This window comes from Nocardioides sp. NPDC057577, from assembly GCF_042801335.1.
In the GTDB taxonomy this organism is placed as follows: domain Bacteria; phylum Actinomycetota; class Actinomycetes; order Propionibacteriales; family Nocardioidaceae; genus Nocardioides.
Map to the genome: position 1 here is coordinate 1 of NZ_JBHVGB010000165.1, position 14,276 is coordinate 14,276.

General features: G+C 70.1%; 12 protein-coding genes. 4 read left to right on the forward strand and 8 right to left on the reverse strand.

Annotated elements, in window-relative coordinates; all coding sequences use genetic code 11:
- The first annotated feature begins 230 nt into the window (after positions 1-230).
- A complete protein-coding gene (locus ACFU7D_RS24060; protein WP_378872024.1) occupies positions 231-1,109 on the forward strand; it encodes a DnaJ domain-containing protein in 879 nt (292 codons plus the stop codon).
- Here ACFU7D_RS24060 and ACFU7D_RS24065 read toward each other — a convergent pair.
- Positions 1,073-1,645 carry a 2'-5' RNA ligase family protein gene (locus ACFU7D_RS24065; RefSeq protein ID WP_378872027.1) on the reverse strand — a complete coding sequence of 191 codons (573 nt, stop codon included), beginning with the start codon at positions 1,643-1,645 and terminating at the stop codon, positions 1,073-1,075. The genes ACFU7D_RS24060 and ACFU7D_RS24065 overlap by 37 nt on opposite strands.
- A gap of 74 nt (positions 1,646-1,719) precedes the next feature.
- Between ACFU7D_RS24065 and ACFU7D_RS24070 the strand changes: the two genes are divergently transcribed.
- Positions 1,720-2,355 carry a class I SAM-dependent methyltransferase gene (locus ACFU7D_RS24070; protein ID WP_378726907.1) on the forward strand — a complete coding sequence of 212 codons (636 nt, stop codon included), beginning with the start codon at positions 1,720-1,722 and terminating at the stop codon, positions 2,353-2,355.
- Here the strand turns inward: ACFU7D_RS24070 and ACFU7D_RS24075 are convergent.
- Genes ACFU7D_RS24075 through ACFU7D_RS24085 form a run of 3 tightly spaced genes read right to left on the reverse strand, consistent with a single transcriptional unit; the run spans position 2,332 to position 5,473 of the window.
- Positions 2,332-3,438 carry a prenyltransferase gene (locus ACFU7D_RS24075; RefSeq protein WP_378872030.1) on the reverse strand — a complete coding sequence of 369 codons (1,107 nt, stop codon included), beginning with the start codon at positions 3,436-3,438 and terminating at the stop codon, positions 2,332-2,334. The genes ACFU7D_RS24070 and ACFU7D_RS24075 overlap by 24 nt on opposite strands.
- 7 nt (positions 3,439-3,445) lie before the next feature.
- Positions 3,446-4,213: a class I SAM-dependent methyltransferase gene (locus tag ACFU7D_RS24080; protein WP_378726903.1), complete on the reverse strand. Its 768-nt coding sequence runs from the start codon at positions 4,211-4,213 to the stop codon at positions 3,446-3,448.
- 3 nt (positions 4,214-4,216) lie between these two features.
- Positions 4,217-5,473, reverse strand: coding sequence for a glycosyltransferase family 4 protein (locus tag ACFU7D_RS24085; RefSeq protein WP_378872033.1), 1,257 nt, complete (start codon positions 5,471-5,473; stop codon positions 4,217-4,219).
- Positions 5,474-5,602: 129 nt separating this feature from the next.
- On the opposite strand from ACFU7D_RS24085, the gene ACFU7D_RS24090 reads away from it, so the two are divergent.
- A complete protein-coding gene (locus ACFU7D_RS24090) occupies positions 5,603-6,220 on the forward strand; it encodes a DUF1707 domain-containing protein (protein WP_378872036.1) in 618 nt (205 codons plus the stop codon).
- Here ACFU7D_RS24090 and ACFU7D_RS24095 read toward each other — a convergent pair.
- Genes ACFU7D_RS24095 through ACFU7D_RS24110 form a run of 4 tightly spaced genes read right to left on the reverse strand, consistent with a single transcriptional unit; the run spans position 6,217 to position 12,801 of the window.
- Positions 6,217-8,202 carry a phosphocholine-specific phospholipase C gene (locus tag ACFU7D_RS24095; RefSeq protein ID WP_378872039.1) on the reverse strand — a complete coding sequence of 662 codons (1,986 nt, stop codon included), beginning with the start codon at positions 8,200-8,202 and terminating at the stop codon, positions 6,217-6,219. The two genes, ACFU7D_RS24090 and ACFU7D_RS24095, sit on opposite strands and share 4 nt — an antisense overlap.
- A 42-nt stretch (positions 8,203-8,244) precedes the next feature.
- Positions 8,245-9,819, reverse strand: a complete 1,575-nt coding sequence (locus ACFU7D_RS24100; protein WP_378872042.1) for an ArnT family glycosyltransferase — start codon at positions 9,817-9,819, stop codon at positions 8,245-8,247.
- Positions 9,820-9,867: 48 nt separating this feature from the next.
- Entirely contained in the window at positions 9,868-11,166 is a 1,299-nt protein-coding gene (locus ACFU7D_RS24105; protein ID WP_378872045.1) for a nitrate/nitrite transporter, read from the reverse strand.
- A 9-nt stretch (positions 11,167-11,175) separates the two neighbouring features.
- Complete coding sequence (locus ACFU7D_RS24110; protein ID WP_378872049.1) at positions 11,176-12,801, reverse strand: hypothetical protein; 1,626 nt, start codon at positions 12,799-12,801, stop codon at positions 11,176-11,178.
- A gap of 146 nt (positions 12,802-12,947) precedes the next feature.
- On the opposite strand from ACFU7D_RS24110, the gene ACFU7D_RS24115 reads away from it, so the two are divergent.
- Positions 12,948-14,123, forward strand: coding sequence for a macrolide family glycosyltransferase (locus tag ACFU7D_RS24115; RefSeq protein WP_378872052.1), 1,176 nt, complete (start codon positions 12,948-12,950; stop codon positions 14,121-14,123).
- The last annotated feature ends 153 nt before the right edge of the window (positions 14,124-14,276 follow it).

Here is a 14,276-nt window from a genome sequence, read left to right on the forward strand (position 1 = left end):
CAGTTGGTAGAGCGCAACCTTGCCAAGGTTGAGGTCGCGAGTTCGAGCCTCGTCGTCCGCTCCACTCGAGGGCCGCCCAGTCGGGCGGCCCTCGATCAATTTCCCGTGGCGAAACCAGCATCTCGCCGCGACTGCTCTAGGATTTCACTGTTCTGGGATTTATGGCACCAGGTGTGGATGAGCCTGGGGGCGAGGCCGACAACCGAAGGACTGTGCGTGGGGGGCGTTGAGTGAGCGGTAAGTTCATCGACGCCTATGCCGTGCTCGAGATCGCTTCGGACGCGGACGACGCGGCTGTCCGAGCTCGCCATCGCGAGCTCGCCAAGCAGTTCCACCCCGACCGTGGCGGCCGCGCCGCCGACGGCGAGCTGATGATGCGCATCAACCGGGCGCGCGACGTGCTGCTCGACCCGGTCGCCCGGGCCACTCTCGACGAGGAGCTCGCCCGTCGCCGCCGTGCGGCCGCTCCCACGGGGTCCGCGGGGAAGGCGCCCGCGGCTGCCTCTCCTGCGGCCACCGGTGCTCCGCCGCTGATCCGCGACCGGCGCTGGCGCGCCGAATGGGGCGCCCCGACGCCCCGGCCCACCCCGGCACCCAGCAGCTCGCCGGCCCCGGTGCCCCCACCCGCACGGGTGCGCCCCTCGGCCAGCCGGCTGCGTCAGGCCACGCGGCAGGCCCGGGCAGCGAACCCCACCCTGTCCGCCCGACAGCGGCCCGCGGCACCGAAGCCTCCTCGCACCGTGACGGAGCCGCCTCCTTCCCAGCCGGCCGGGCAGCAGACGGTGAACCCGCAGCCCGCCGCCCCGCAGCCCGCGAATCCTCAGCCGGCTCCTCCGCAGCAGAAGACCGCGCCGTCGGCCGACAAGCCGGCCAACGCCTGGTCGCTCTACTCCGTGCCGCTCGACGCGGTCTCGGTCGCGTCCCTTCTCGCCAGCGTGCTGATGTGCGGCCCGATCGGCTTCATCCTCGGCATCATCGGCCTGGCCCGCACCGCCGACGACAAACGTCGGGGCCGCTGGGCCGCGGTCGCCGGCATCGCCATCAGCACCCTGACGATGCTGGTCGCCATCGGCTACGTGATGCAGGCGATCTCAGCACCTTCGCCCTGACCCGGTGCTCCGCCCAGGGGCCACTCGGCGATGGTGCGGCAGGCGTGGTTCGCGTACCACTGCAGGCTGACCCGGTCCGCGCGACATTGCGCGGGCAGATACGGCGTCAGGGTCGAACGCGTTGAAGCGAGGTCCACTCCCCCGGCGATGTGGTCGACGGTCAGGTGCGGCACCGGCTCGAAGAGCCCGGCATAGGGCGGGCACTGCGGAAACGCCGCGCTCAGCTCGGCGGTCAGCGCCGCGAAGGGCTCCGCGGGATCAGGAGGAAGATAGATCGTACCGCCGGCGAAGACACGCACCTCGTCCAGCCGGAAGTCGAACGCGGCCGCCGCGGCCGCGATCTTCCCCACGCGCTCCAGATCGTCCGTCGTCGGCGAGCTCAGGAACGGTGCGAGCAGGGTGATGTGGGCGTGCACGAACGCCGGGTCCGCGGAGACGAAGGAGTCGTCATAGTGGCGCGTCCGCTCCAGGACGTACGTCTCCAGCTCGGGCACCGGGACGACGAGCACCGAGTGTCCGGCGGAGGATCTGCTCATGGCGGGATTCTCCCCGTGACCCAGGTTGATGACCACTCGACGCGGACCGCTCGCCACTCGGCTAAGGTGCCCGGGTGTCTACGCCTGAGATGCCCGCCGACCTGCTCAAGCACGCCCTCGACGCGACGGGGTTCATGCCTCCCGAGGAGGGCCTCGCGCTCTTCGCATACGCGACCGAGCGGCTGCCCCACGGCCCCGCTGTCGAGATCGGCACCTACTGCGGGAAGTCGTCGGTCTATCTCGGCGCCGCGGCGAAGCTGACCGGCGGGACGGTGTTCACCGTCGACCATCACCACGGCAGCGAGGAGAACCAGGCGGGCTGGGAGCACCACGACACCACCCTCGTCGACGAGCGGACAGGGCGGCTGGACACGCTGCCGACCTTCCGGCGCACGATCGAGCAGGCCGGCCTCGAGGACGAGGTGGTCGCGGTGATCGGCGCATCCACGACGGTGAGCCGGTGGTGGACGACACCGGTCTCGCTGCTCTTCATCGACGGTGGGCACGGCGTCGAGCCGGCGCAGCTCGACTACCGCGGCTGGGCACCGAAGGTGATGCCCGGCGGGCTGCTGCTGGTCCACGACGTGTTCCCCGACCCGGCCGAGGGCGGCCGGCCGCCGTACGAGGAGATCTACCTCCCCGCGCTCGCCTCGAAGCAGTTCGAGGAGATCGACGCCGTCGGGTCGCTACGCGTGCTGCGACGCCTCTGAGGTCTCGCAGCCGCACTCCAGCGCCAGCTCCTCGAACCCCGCGGCGAGGGAGGTGCCACGCATGATGGCCGAGCCCGGGGTGGACCCGCCGTAGCGCTCCCCCAGCGCGTCCGCGGCCAGGATGACCGCGGCGGCGGTGAAGGTGGAGTGCTCCTCGGGCCAGAACGCGTTGGGGTTCGGGTTGGGGTATTCGGGCGACTCATAGACCCAGCCGGTCCAGTAGCCGCCGTCGGCGGCACGCAGGTGCTGCATGTCCGTCAAGAGCCCCAGGGCCCGGCGGTGGTCGCCGATGTTGTCCAGAGCCATCGCCAGCTCGCAGGTCTCCGCCCCGGTCACCCACGGGTTGGTGTCGACGCAGAGCGCACCGAGGCCGGGGCGTACGAAATGGTCCCAGCGCGACGCGATCAGGTCGTGCCCGGCGGCACCGACGACCGCGCCGCCGAGGACCGGGTAGTACCAGTCCATCGAGTGGTGCGACTTGTCCTCGAACGAGTCACGGTGGTGGCGAAGGGCGTGACCGAGCCGGCCGCCGACGATCTCCCACTCCGGCTGCGGGTCGTCCATCAGGTCGGCCAGGGCGACCCCGGCGCGCAGCGCCTGGTAGATCGAGGACGAGCCGGTGAGCAGGGCGAACGGGTCGCGCGGGGTCCAGGCGATCCCGCCGAAGGGCAGCTGCAGGCCGACCACGAAGTCGAGTCCGGCGCGCACCGAGGGCCACAGGCGCTCCACGAACGCCCGGTCACGCCGGATCAGCCAGTGGTGCCAGAGCCCGACCGCGAAGTAGGCCGACATGTTCGACTCGCCGATCGTCTCCACCGGCGAGCCGGCAACGATCTTCATCGGCCAGGACCCGTCTCCGTTCTGCAGGGACGGGATCCAGTCGTACGCGGCCTCGGCCTCCTCCACCAGGCCACCGACGAGCAGGCCCATGGCCGCCTCGACGTGGTTCCAGATGTCGGTGTGCTGACCCGGCACCCACGGGATCGCGCCCGACGCCTCCTGGGCGCGGGCGATCGACCCGGCCGTGGCGACGATCTGGGCAGGGGTCAGCACCCCGTCGACGTACGGGATCTCGACTCTCATCCGCGAATCAGGCAGCCGAGGTCGGGTCGGAGGCGATCGGGCCCGGCTTGCGGAAGTAGAGGACCATGCTCTTGCCGATCATCGGGTCGAGGACCTTCCCGGCGAGGCGCAGCGGCAGCGGGTTCTTCATGATCTCCCAGACCAGGACCTGGTGGTACGCCTTGACCAGGACGTTCTTGTCGTTGTCGACACCGACGGCCGACTTCAGCCACCAGTAGGGCGCGTGCAGACCGTGGGCGTAGGACTTGCCCTCGAAGATCATCGCCTCACCAGGGGTGCCGTCGTTGGGCCGGCCGGCCTTGGTGACCTTGTCGATGAGCTCGTGGTCGGTGTAGATCCGGATGTGGCCGCCGGTGGTGTTGTGGTAGTCCTCGGAGAGCTTCCAGTTGACGACCTCGGGCAGCCAGCGCGGCACCGAGATCGCGAGGGTGCCACCGGGACGCAGCACCCGGACGAGCTCCTTGATCGCGTCGACGTCGCGGTGGATGTGCTCGAGCACCTCGGCGGCCACGATGCGGTCGAACTCGCCGTCGGCGAAGGGCAGCGAGAGGGCGTCGCCCTCCTTGGTCTCCGCGTTCGCACCCTCGGGGACCTCGTCACGCATCGCGAAGAACCAGTCGCTGACCTTGGCCAGCTCCTCGGCGTCCTGGTCGAACGCGATCACGTCGGCGCCGCGGCGGTACATCTCGAAGGCGTGCCGGCCGCCGCCGGCGCCCATGTCGAGCACGCGCTCCCCCGGCTGAAGGCCAAGGCGGTCGAAGTCAACGGTGAGCACGGCTCACTTCCTCTCGTCTGTCTGAAACTCGTCGATGGACTGCTGGTAGATCGCCGTCATCCGCTCGGCGACGGCGTGCCAGGAGAAGTGCTCCTCGACCCGGGCGCGCCCGGCGGTCGAGTAGCGGGCCCGGCGCTCGGGGTCGTCGAGCAGCGCCGCGATGGCCTGCTCGAGCTCCTCGGTCTCACCCGGGGTGACCTGCTTCGCGCACAGGTCGTCGGGACCGACGACCTCGGGGATCGCGCCGGCACGGGAGACGACGAGCGGGGTGCCGCAGGCCATCAGCTCGGCGGTGGGCAGCGAGAAGCCCTCGTAGAGCGAGGGCACGCAGGCGATCTCCGCGGAGCCCATCAGCTCGACGAGCTCGGCGTCGGAGATGCCGTTGACGAAACGTACGTGGTCCTTGATCGCGAGCTTCTCGATGAGCTGCTCGGTCGGACCACCCTTCTTCGGCTTGGAGACCAGGACCAGCTCGAGGTCACGTTCGGTACGCAGCTTGGCGAAGGCCTCGAGCAGGAAGGCGATGCCCTTCAGCGGGGCGTCGGCACTGGCCATGGCCAGGATCCGGCCCTCGACGCGGGGCGCGGTCGGCGGGACGAACTCCTCCGGCACGCCGAGGTGCACGGTCTGCACCCGCTCGGTGGGGACGCCGAAGTCGGTGAGGATGTCGCGCTTGGAGTTGTCCGAGGGCGTGATCACTCGCCGCAGCTGAGAGGCGACCTTCGCCTGCATCTTCACGAACGAGTACCAGCGCCAGACGCCGAACTTCTTCTTCCAGCCCTCCGCGCTCTCCAGCTCGATGCGACGGTCGAAGGAGATCGGGTGGTGGATCGTGGTCACCAGCGGCAGACCGAGCTCGGGCTCGATGCTCAGCAGCGGTGTGGCCAGCGTCTGGTTGTCGTGGACGATGTCGAAGTCGTCGGTCCGCTCCTTCAGCACCTTCAGGACCCGCTTGGCGAAGGTCAGCGGCTCGGGGAAGGCGCCGGTGCGCATCCGGGCCCACTCCTCGACGTCGATCAGGTCGCGGAGCTCGGAGAGCTTCGGGTTGCCGAACGGGTCGGGCTCCTCGTAGAGACCCAGGCTCGGCACCTTGGTGAGAGTCACGCCCTCCCCCATGAGGTCGAGCTCGGGATAGGGCTGGCCGGAGAAGACCTCGACCGTGTGCCCGAGCTTGGCGAGCTCCCGACTCAGATGGCGGATATAGACGCCTTGACCGCCGACATGCGGCTTGCTGCGATACGACAGCAGAGCGATCCGCATCCGCCACCTCCCTCAAACCTAGGCAGAGCAAAACTAGAACGTGTTCTATACTAGCAGGTAGCCAGCGCGAGTCACTCTAATGCAGGCGCTTCGACAGACGGTGTCGGGCTTGGCGTCTAGGCTGGTGGTGTGGACGGTTTCTGGACCCGGTTCCGTCTCGACCCGAGACAGGCCGACAATGCACGCATCCGCGCCTCCGATGCCGATCGGGAGGTGGTGCGCACCGTTCTCGCCGATGCCTTCGCCGACGGCCGGCTCACCCGCGAGGAGCACGACGAGCGGGTCGGGACCCTCCTGGAGGCTCGTACGCTCGGGGAGCTGCCCGGGCTCGTGGACGATCTGGGGATCGTCGAGCCCGCTCCCGGTGAGCCCGGAGCGAACCTGCCCGAGACGCTCGACTTCCGTGAGCAGGGGGCGGCTGCCTACCGCAAGGAGCTCCAGGAGGCGTTCGCCACCTTCTTGATGGTCAGCCTCATCACCTGGGGCATCTGGCTGTTCACCTCCGGCCCCGACGGGCATCCGTGGCCGATCTATCCGATGCTCTTCCTGGTCGTCAACCTCGTCGGCACCGGCGTACGCCGCGAGGCGATCGTCCAGCGCGAGGTGCAGCGCCTCGAGAAGAAGGCCGCCAAGAAGGCGGCGAAGAAGGCAGCGAAGGCCGAGATCGAGGCAGCCCCCGAGACGGCTGCCCCGATCCTCGACCCGCCGGCCCAGTCCGAGAAGGACCGGCCCGGCGATCCCTCCTAGGCGCCCAGCTGCGGGTCGCTCACGGAGGGACGTCCGTTCTCCAGGTGGCCGGCGAACCCGCGTGCCCAGGTGGTGCCCGGGAGCGTGAGGCTCAGGTCGTACCAGCCCCCGGTCGCGCGGGTGTCCAGGTGGCGGGAGCGGATCGGGCCGGCGTACGCACTGGTGATCTCGGCCTTGCGCGGCGCGGCCACGGTGAGTTGGTGCGAGCGGCCCTCACGCCGAAGGTTGGCAGGTGCGGGATCGGCGCCTGCGGTGCCGGCGTAGGACCGGAAGAACCCGTTGGGACCGTGCAGGTGGATCTCGTAGTCGCCGCTGACCGGCCACCGCACCGAGAGCCTGTCACCGGCACCGACCGTGTAGCTGTGCGGCGCGCCCTCGGGGGCGAGCAGGCGTGCCTGGAAGTGGGCGCCGACGCTGCCGGTGTTGCGGATCTCGACGGCGATCTCGCCGTCGGCGGCGGTCTCGATCACCTCGAGCTGGTAGGGCGCCGGTCGGGCCGGGCGGGTGCCGCGCTCCTGGGTCGGCATCGTCCCGGTCGCCGGGGTCTCCGGCGAGTAGGACGGGTGCCGCTCGCGGTCGGCCGGCTCCCACCCGCTGGTGTCCGGCAGCCTCGGCGGCTCGGAGGTGCGCGCGAAGTCGAAGGCCGAGGTCAGGTCACCGCACACAGCGCGGCGCCAGGGGGTGATGTTGGGCTCCGCGACACCGAAGCGCTTCTCCATGAACCGCAGGATCGAGGTGTGGTCGAAGGTCTCCGAGGAGACCCAGCCGCCGACGCTCCACGGGGAGACGACGAACATCGGCACCCGCGGCCCGAGGCCGTAGTGGCCGTCGCCGTGCGAGCCGGTGTAGAGCTCGTGCTCGGTCGAGACCGTCGACTCCCCCGGCACCAGCGGACTGTTGATGTGCGGCGGGACCAGGTGGTCGAAGAAGCCGTCGTTCTCGTCGTAGGTGATGAACAGCGCGGTCTTCGCCCACACCTCGGGGTTGGCGGTGAGCGCGTCGAGGACCTTGGAGATGTACCAGGCGCCGTAGTTGGTCGGCCAGTTCGAGTGCTCGGAGAAGGCCTCCGGTGCCGCGATCCAGCTGACCGAGGGCAGGTTGCCGGCCTCGACGTCGGCGCGGAGGATCTCGAAGTAGTCCTGCCCGTCGACCGCACGGGTGCCGGTGCGAGCCTTCTCGAAGAGCGGGTCGCCGGGCCGGGCGTCCTGGAACCTGTTGAAGTAGAGCAGCGAGTTGTCGCCGTAGTTGCCGATGTAGGCGTCCTGGGTCCAGCCCCACCAGTTGCCGTTCTCGGCGTTGAGGCCGGTGCCCTCGTCCTGGTAGACCTTCCAGCTGACCCCCGCCTCCTCGAGCCGCTCGGCGTAGGTGGTCCAGTCGTAGCCGGCCTCGTCGTTGTAGAGCACCGGCCCGCCGCCCTTGCCGTCGTTGCCGGTCCAGCCCGAGAGCATGTAGTAGCGGTTGGGGTCGGTGTTGCCGATGAAGGAGCAGTAGTAGGCGTCGCACACCGTGAACGCATCGGCCAGCGCGAAGTGGAAGGCGGCGTCCTGCCGTTGGAGGTACGCCATCGTGGTGGTGCCCTTGGCCGGCACCCACTGGTCGTAGCGGCCGCCGTTGATCGCCTGCTGGCCGTCGGTCCAGCTGTGCGGGAGACCCTCGAGGAAGGCCGCACCCAGGTCGTCGACCTCGGGGTGGAACGGGAGCAGCTCACCGCCGCCGTTCGGCTGGTGCCACACCGGGTTGCCCGACGGCAGGATCGCCGGGTGCGGGTCGCCGAAGCCGCGTACGCCGCGCAGCGTGCCCAGGTAGTGCTCGAAGCTGCGGTTCTCCTGCATCAGGACGACCACGTGCTCGATGTCGCGGATCGTTCCGGTCCTGCGGGCGGCGGGGATGGAGGCGGCTCGCGCGATGCTCTGGTCGAGCATGGTCAGCGCGGCTGCGCCGCCGGCCAGGCCGAGGAACCTACGACGATCGATGTCAACCACAGGAGCTCCTTGATGGTGGGGGTGAGCGGCCACCATCGCGGCTCAGATGTTCACCGCGGCAACGGGTGACCGGTCGCCAGATGACCGGACGGTGAAGAGCTCGCCGTCCGGTCGCAGCCGGCGGCGCAGCTGCGCGGTGACGTACGCGGCGACGACGAACATCACCAGGTCGGCAGCGATCAGCGCGATCAGCCAGGAGGCGTCGGCCGGTCCATCGATCCGCTGCTGGATGTGGAGGTGGGCGACCATCGCCGAGACGATGAATCCGACGCCGGCGTAGAGGGTGATCCGCAGGTCGATTCCCTCCTCGTCGGGCACAGCCTCGTCGACCCCGCGCACCCAGTGGCGGCCGACCCGCAGGATCCCGAGCGAGGTCAGCGCCGCGATCACCGGCAGGAACGGCACCGCGTAGCGCGCATGGATCCACCCGCCGCCGGCATGGAACGAGGCCAGGTTGACGATGATGATCACGCAGTAGATCCCCATCAGCGCCCGCACCGCCACCTCCAGGCGGCGCTCCAGGACGGTCGGCTCCGGGCCGGGGATGACGACGCGGCGCATCACCCCGTCCGGCCTCGGCCGGGCCTTCGCGTTGACGTCGAGCACCATGCCGGTGACCGTGACGGCCAGGGTGGCCACGGCGGCGAGGATCCAGATCTTCGGGATCACGTCGTCGGCCCACAGCGAGCCGTAGAGGTGCAGGTACAGCTCCGGGTTGACCAGCTGGAAGAGCGTGTCGCCGTGGGTCTGGCGGGAGAACTTCTCGAAGAGCGCCGCAGAGGCGGTGGCGTCGCCGTAGAGGACGATGTTGCGTACGTAGAACCAGCCGATCACCACCGCCGGCGCCAGCCCGATCCGGATCGCCAGGACCACACCCCGGCGCAACGTACGCAGCGTCGGGTCGCGCAGCCACAGCGCGGCCAGCACGCACGCACCCAGCACGAGCACCGCCACCAGGCCGGTCGAGCGGAAGCTGGCCGCCGCGACGCCGGCGACCGTCGCCCAGATCAGCCGGTCCCGGGTGACGCCCTCGCGGACCATCCGGAAGCCGAGCAGCAGGGTCAGCGAGGCGGCGACCGTGCCCCAGCCGTCGTTGTAGATCGCGCCGCCGTCGTAGGTCACCGCACCGCATCCGAGCACCATCGCCGCCGAGAGCACCGGGACCACCCGGCGCCTGGGCACCAGCTCACGCGCCAGCAACCCGACCAGGATGATGCTCAGCGCGTAGCCGAGCGCGTTGAGCAGCCGCATTCCCAGGAGCGTCACCCCGACCCCTGTCGCACCGCCGACGGCGTCGCCGAGCCAGACCAGCGGCAGACTCATCACGTAGAACAGCGGCGGGTGGTTGGCGACCCAGACGTCGCGGCGCGGCTCGTCGAGACCGAAGAGCGCCTCGGCGAACTGTGGGTAGCGCACCGGGTCGGCCGGGGTGTTCGTGTCGATCGTGGGCAGCACGCCCTGTGACAGGACGATCGCGTAGGCCGCGTGCTGCTTCTCGTCGGCCTTCAGCAGCGGCGGCATCCCGATCGCGTACTGCGCGCTCATCGCGAAGCCGAGCACCCCGAGCAGGAGCAGGCAGACGGTCACCTGGGACAGCGAGCGCGAGGGCGTGAGCACCTCGACAAGCTAGTGGGCCCAGATGCCGCTCAGGTGACGTGCGATCGATCAGTCGGTGACCATCGAGGAGCCGGCGGCGACCTGCTCCCTGGTCGTACGCCGCCGTACGTCGCGCCGGTGACGCCAGATCTGCACCACCCCGACGCCCCAGAACAGGTACTGCACCGACATCGCCCAGTGGAACGCCTCCGGCGTGTAGGAGGTGGAGGCCCCCGGCGTACGCCAGTCGAGGATCCAGCCGACCAGCACGATCACGAGCAGCGCGGCGACGAAGCCACCCTGGTTGATGATCCCGCTGGCGCTCGCCATCCTCGCGGGCGGGTTGCTGGTGCGGCCGACGTCGAAGCCGATCATCGAGGCGGGTCCACCGAAGCCGACCACGGCCATCAGGAGCAGCAGCACCGGTAGCGGCGCCTCGCCCGGCCAGGCGAGCACGAGCGTCCACACCGACACCATGGCGGCGATCATCGCCAGCGCCACCGTCGAGCGGTGCCACGGGTGGCGCCCGGCGAGGACGCCCATCACCGGACCCGCGACCAGGGCGGCGATGACGGTGACCGAGAGCAGCGTGCCGGCGAGGGTGTCGGAGAGCCCTTCGGAGGTCACCAGGAACGGGAAACCCCACAGCAGCCCCATCAGGTGGGAGCTGAACGGGGTGGAGAAGTGGATCCAGAAGCCGAGGCGGGTGCCCGGCTGGTACCAGGACGCCCTCAGGGTCCGGCCGAGCTCGCGCGGCTTGAGGGTGGTGCCTCGGCGGTGTCGGTCACCGGGTCCGTCGTGGACGAAGAGGCGCAGCAGCACGAGAAGGATCGGGCCGATCAGCGCGGCCGTGAGATAGGCCCGGGTCCAGCCGAGATGACCGAGCGCCCAGGTCATCGGGACGGCTGCCGCGATCGCGCCCAGCTGCCCGACGGTGCCGGTCAGCTGGCTGACCAGTGGCACCCGTCGACGCGGGAACCACGACGGGACCAGGCGCAGCACGCAGATGAACGTCATCGCATCGCCCATCCCCACGAACGTACGCGCCAGCAGGGCCACCGAGTAGGAGTCCGCGAACGCGAACCCGACCTGGGCGAGCGCCAGGATCAGCGCGCCGGCGGAGAGGACCGTACGCGACCCGAACCGGTCGACCAGCAGGCCGACCGGCACCTGCATGAGCGCATAGACGAGCAGCTGCAGCATGACGAAGGTCGCCAGCTGCCCGGCGCCGATCCCGAAGCGCTCGGTCGCCACCAGACCGGCCACCGCGAGGCTGCTGCGGTGGAAGACGGCCAAGCCATAGACCGCGAGGGCGATGCCCCACACGAACCATGCTCGTGTTGTCTGCTGGGGATCCTGCTCACTCACATAGAGAGGCTACTTTGCCTGGAGGCCCGTCGAGGTCCGGGCGTCCTGTCGCGGACACGCGATCTCGGTCACAGGAGCGGCGAGAGTGCGGGGAGTGTCGAACGTGCCCGGCTGCATCCGCCGGCGCAGCTCGGTGGCGACGTACGCGGCGACCGCGAACATCACCAGGTCGGCGGCCACCAGGGCGACGAGCGCGAAGGTGCTGGTAACCGGGCCGTCGACGTACTGCTCGGTGTCGAGGTGGCACACCAGTCCGACGACCATGAAGGCCAGCGAGACACCCAGGCCGATGCGCAGGTCACGCGCCTCGTCGAGCGCGGTGACACCGGTGCGGGAGCCGGTCGGGACCCGCAGCGGGAGAAGCCGCCCCAGGCGCAGCGCGGCGATCCCGGCGCCGGCGGCCAGGAACGGCAGGAACGGCACCGCGTAGCGGGCGTGGATCCAGCCGCCGCCGGCGATGAACCCGGCGACGTTGACCAGGATGAGCAGGCAGTAGCCGCCCAGGAGCGCCCAGATGGCCAGGTCCTGGCGGTGCTGCATCGTGCTCTGCGGGGCGAGCTCGATGCGCCGCAGGACTCCGGTGCGACGCGGGTTGGCCTTCGCAGCCGCATCGAGCACGAGGCCGACCACGGTGAGCGTCAGCACGATGACCGCCGCCTGGCTCCAGGTGTTGGCGATGTTGCCGTCGGTCCACAGGCTGCCGAGCAGGTGGCCGTAGAACTCCGGGTTGACCAGCTGGAACAAGGTGGTGCCGTTCGGCTCGCGCCCGAACTTCTCGAAGAGCGAGCTCGACGCGGTCGGGTCACCGTAGATCTGGATGTTGCGCACGTAGAACCAGCCGAACACGACCACCGGCGCCATGCCGATGCACGCCGCGATCCCGACAGCGCGCCAGAGCGTACCGCGCAGGAACGTACGCAGCGACGGCTCCCGCAGCCACATGGCCACCAGCACACACGCGCCGAGGAAGAGGACCGCGACCAGGCCGGTCGAGCGGAGCCCCGCAGCCGCCACCCCGACCGCGGCCGCGGCGATCAGGCGCTCGCGCGTCACGCCCTGCCGGATCATCCGGAACCCGAGATAGAGCGTCATGAACGCCGTCGCCGAGCCCCAGCCGTCGTTGTAGATCCCGCCACCCACGAAGGTCATCGCGCCGCAGCCGATACACATCGCCGAAGCGATCACCAGCACCGCCGGCCGACGTGGCACCAGCTCTCGCGCGAGCAGGCCGACCATGATCGTGGTCAGGGCGAAGCCGAGCGCGTTGAGCAGCCGCATCCCGAGCAGCGTCAGGCCTGGCGACCCGACGGCATCGCCGAGCCAGACCAGCGGCAGACTCATCGCGTAGAACAGCGGCGGGTGGTTGGCGACCCAGATGTCGCGGTGGGCCTCGTCGGCCCCGAAGAGGCTCTCGGCCAGCTGCGGGTAGCGCGCCGGGTCGTCGGGGATATCGGTGTCGATCGTCGGCAGCGTCCCCTGGGACAGCGCCACCGCGTACGCCGCATGGGCCCGCTCGTCGGCCTTGAACAGCGCCGGCATCGCGATCGCCACCTGGGCGCTCATCGCGAAGCCGAGCACGCCCAGGAGCAGGACGCAGATCGTGGACTGGGACATGGAGACCCGAGGGACAGACACGCTCACGACCGTAACCGGCGAAACTGACCGAACAGACGGGCCACGGCTCACGGACGATGAACAGAGCGCGACCGTCGAGTGACCGAACGTTGACGCAAAACTCGGTCGCGTCAACCTTCGGCGGGCCGATAGCGTCCGACGGTGTCATGACTACTTCACCGCGCCACATCGCCATGGTCGCCTCGCCCGCGATCAGCCACGTCCTGCCGAGCCTCGAGCTGATCAAGGAGCTCGTCGCACGCGGACACCGGGTCACCTACGCCACCCACGAGTCGTTGGCCGACGTGATCAAGCCGACCGGGGCCGAGCTGATCCCGGTGCCGACGGTGCTGCCCGTCGAGGACCGGCAGTGGCCCGAGGACCCGGTCGCAGGGATGGGCATCTTCCTCGAGGACGCCATCCAGGTGCTCCCGCATCTGGAATCGTTCTACTCAGCCGAGCCGGCCGATCTCTACCTCTACGACATCGGCGGCTACGCCGCTCGCGCCCTCGCCGAGACGCAGGAGCGCCCGTTCGTGCAGCTCTCCCCGACGTTTGTCGCCTGGGACGGGTACGCCGAGGAGGTCGGCGCCCAGGTGCGGCAGCTGCCGGGCTACGACGGCTACCTGGACCGGTTCGGGGCCTGGCTCGCGGACGCCGGGGCAAGCACTCGTGACCCCGAGACGTTCGCCGGTGCACCGAAGCGGGCCCTGGCCCTCATCCCGCGGGCGATGCAGCCCAACGCCGACAAGGTCGACCAGGAGGTCGTCACCTTCGTCGGACCGTGCTTCGCGCTCGGCTCCGACGAGACCTGGACCCGACCCGCCGACGCCGATCGTGTCCTGCTGGTCTCCCTCGGCTCGGCCTACACCGCCGACGCGGACTTCTTCCGCGCCTGCATCGAGGCGTACGCCACCCTCCCCGGCTGGCACGTCGTGATGTCGATCGGCACCCAGCTCGACCCGGCCGACCTCGCCGCTCTCCCCGGAAACGTCGAGGTCCACTCCTGGCTGCCGCAGCGCGCCGTCCTCGCCCAGGCCGACGCGTTCGTCACCCACGCCGGGATGGGCGGAAGCAGCGAGGGTCTGATGGCTGGCGTCCCCATGGTCGCGGTCCCGCAGGCGGCCGACCAGTTCATGAACGCCGACCGGCTCGTCGAGCTCGGTGTCGCCCGGCGGATCGACGGCGAGGACGTCACGGCTGAGGTGCTGCGTACGTCACTGCTCGAGCTGCTCGACGATCCCACCCGGGTCGCTCGCTCGGCTCAGCTGCGTGCCGATGCGCTCGCTGAGGGCGGCACCCGCCGGGCTGCTGACCTGATCGAGGGCATGCTCCCCCGCTGAACCAGCCATCCGCCGGTTCATCCGCTGATCGAGCCGCTCTCCCTTCGGCTGACCGCCGCCGTCGCTCCCGCTGGTCGAGCCGCGAGGCCGCCTGCGGCCGAGCGTGTCGAGACCAACACGGTCCCCTTTGCGCTCGATGGCACCGTGTTGGTC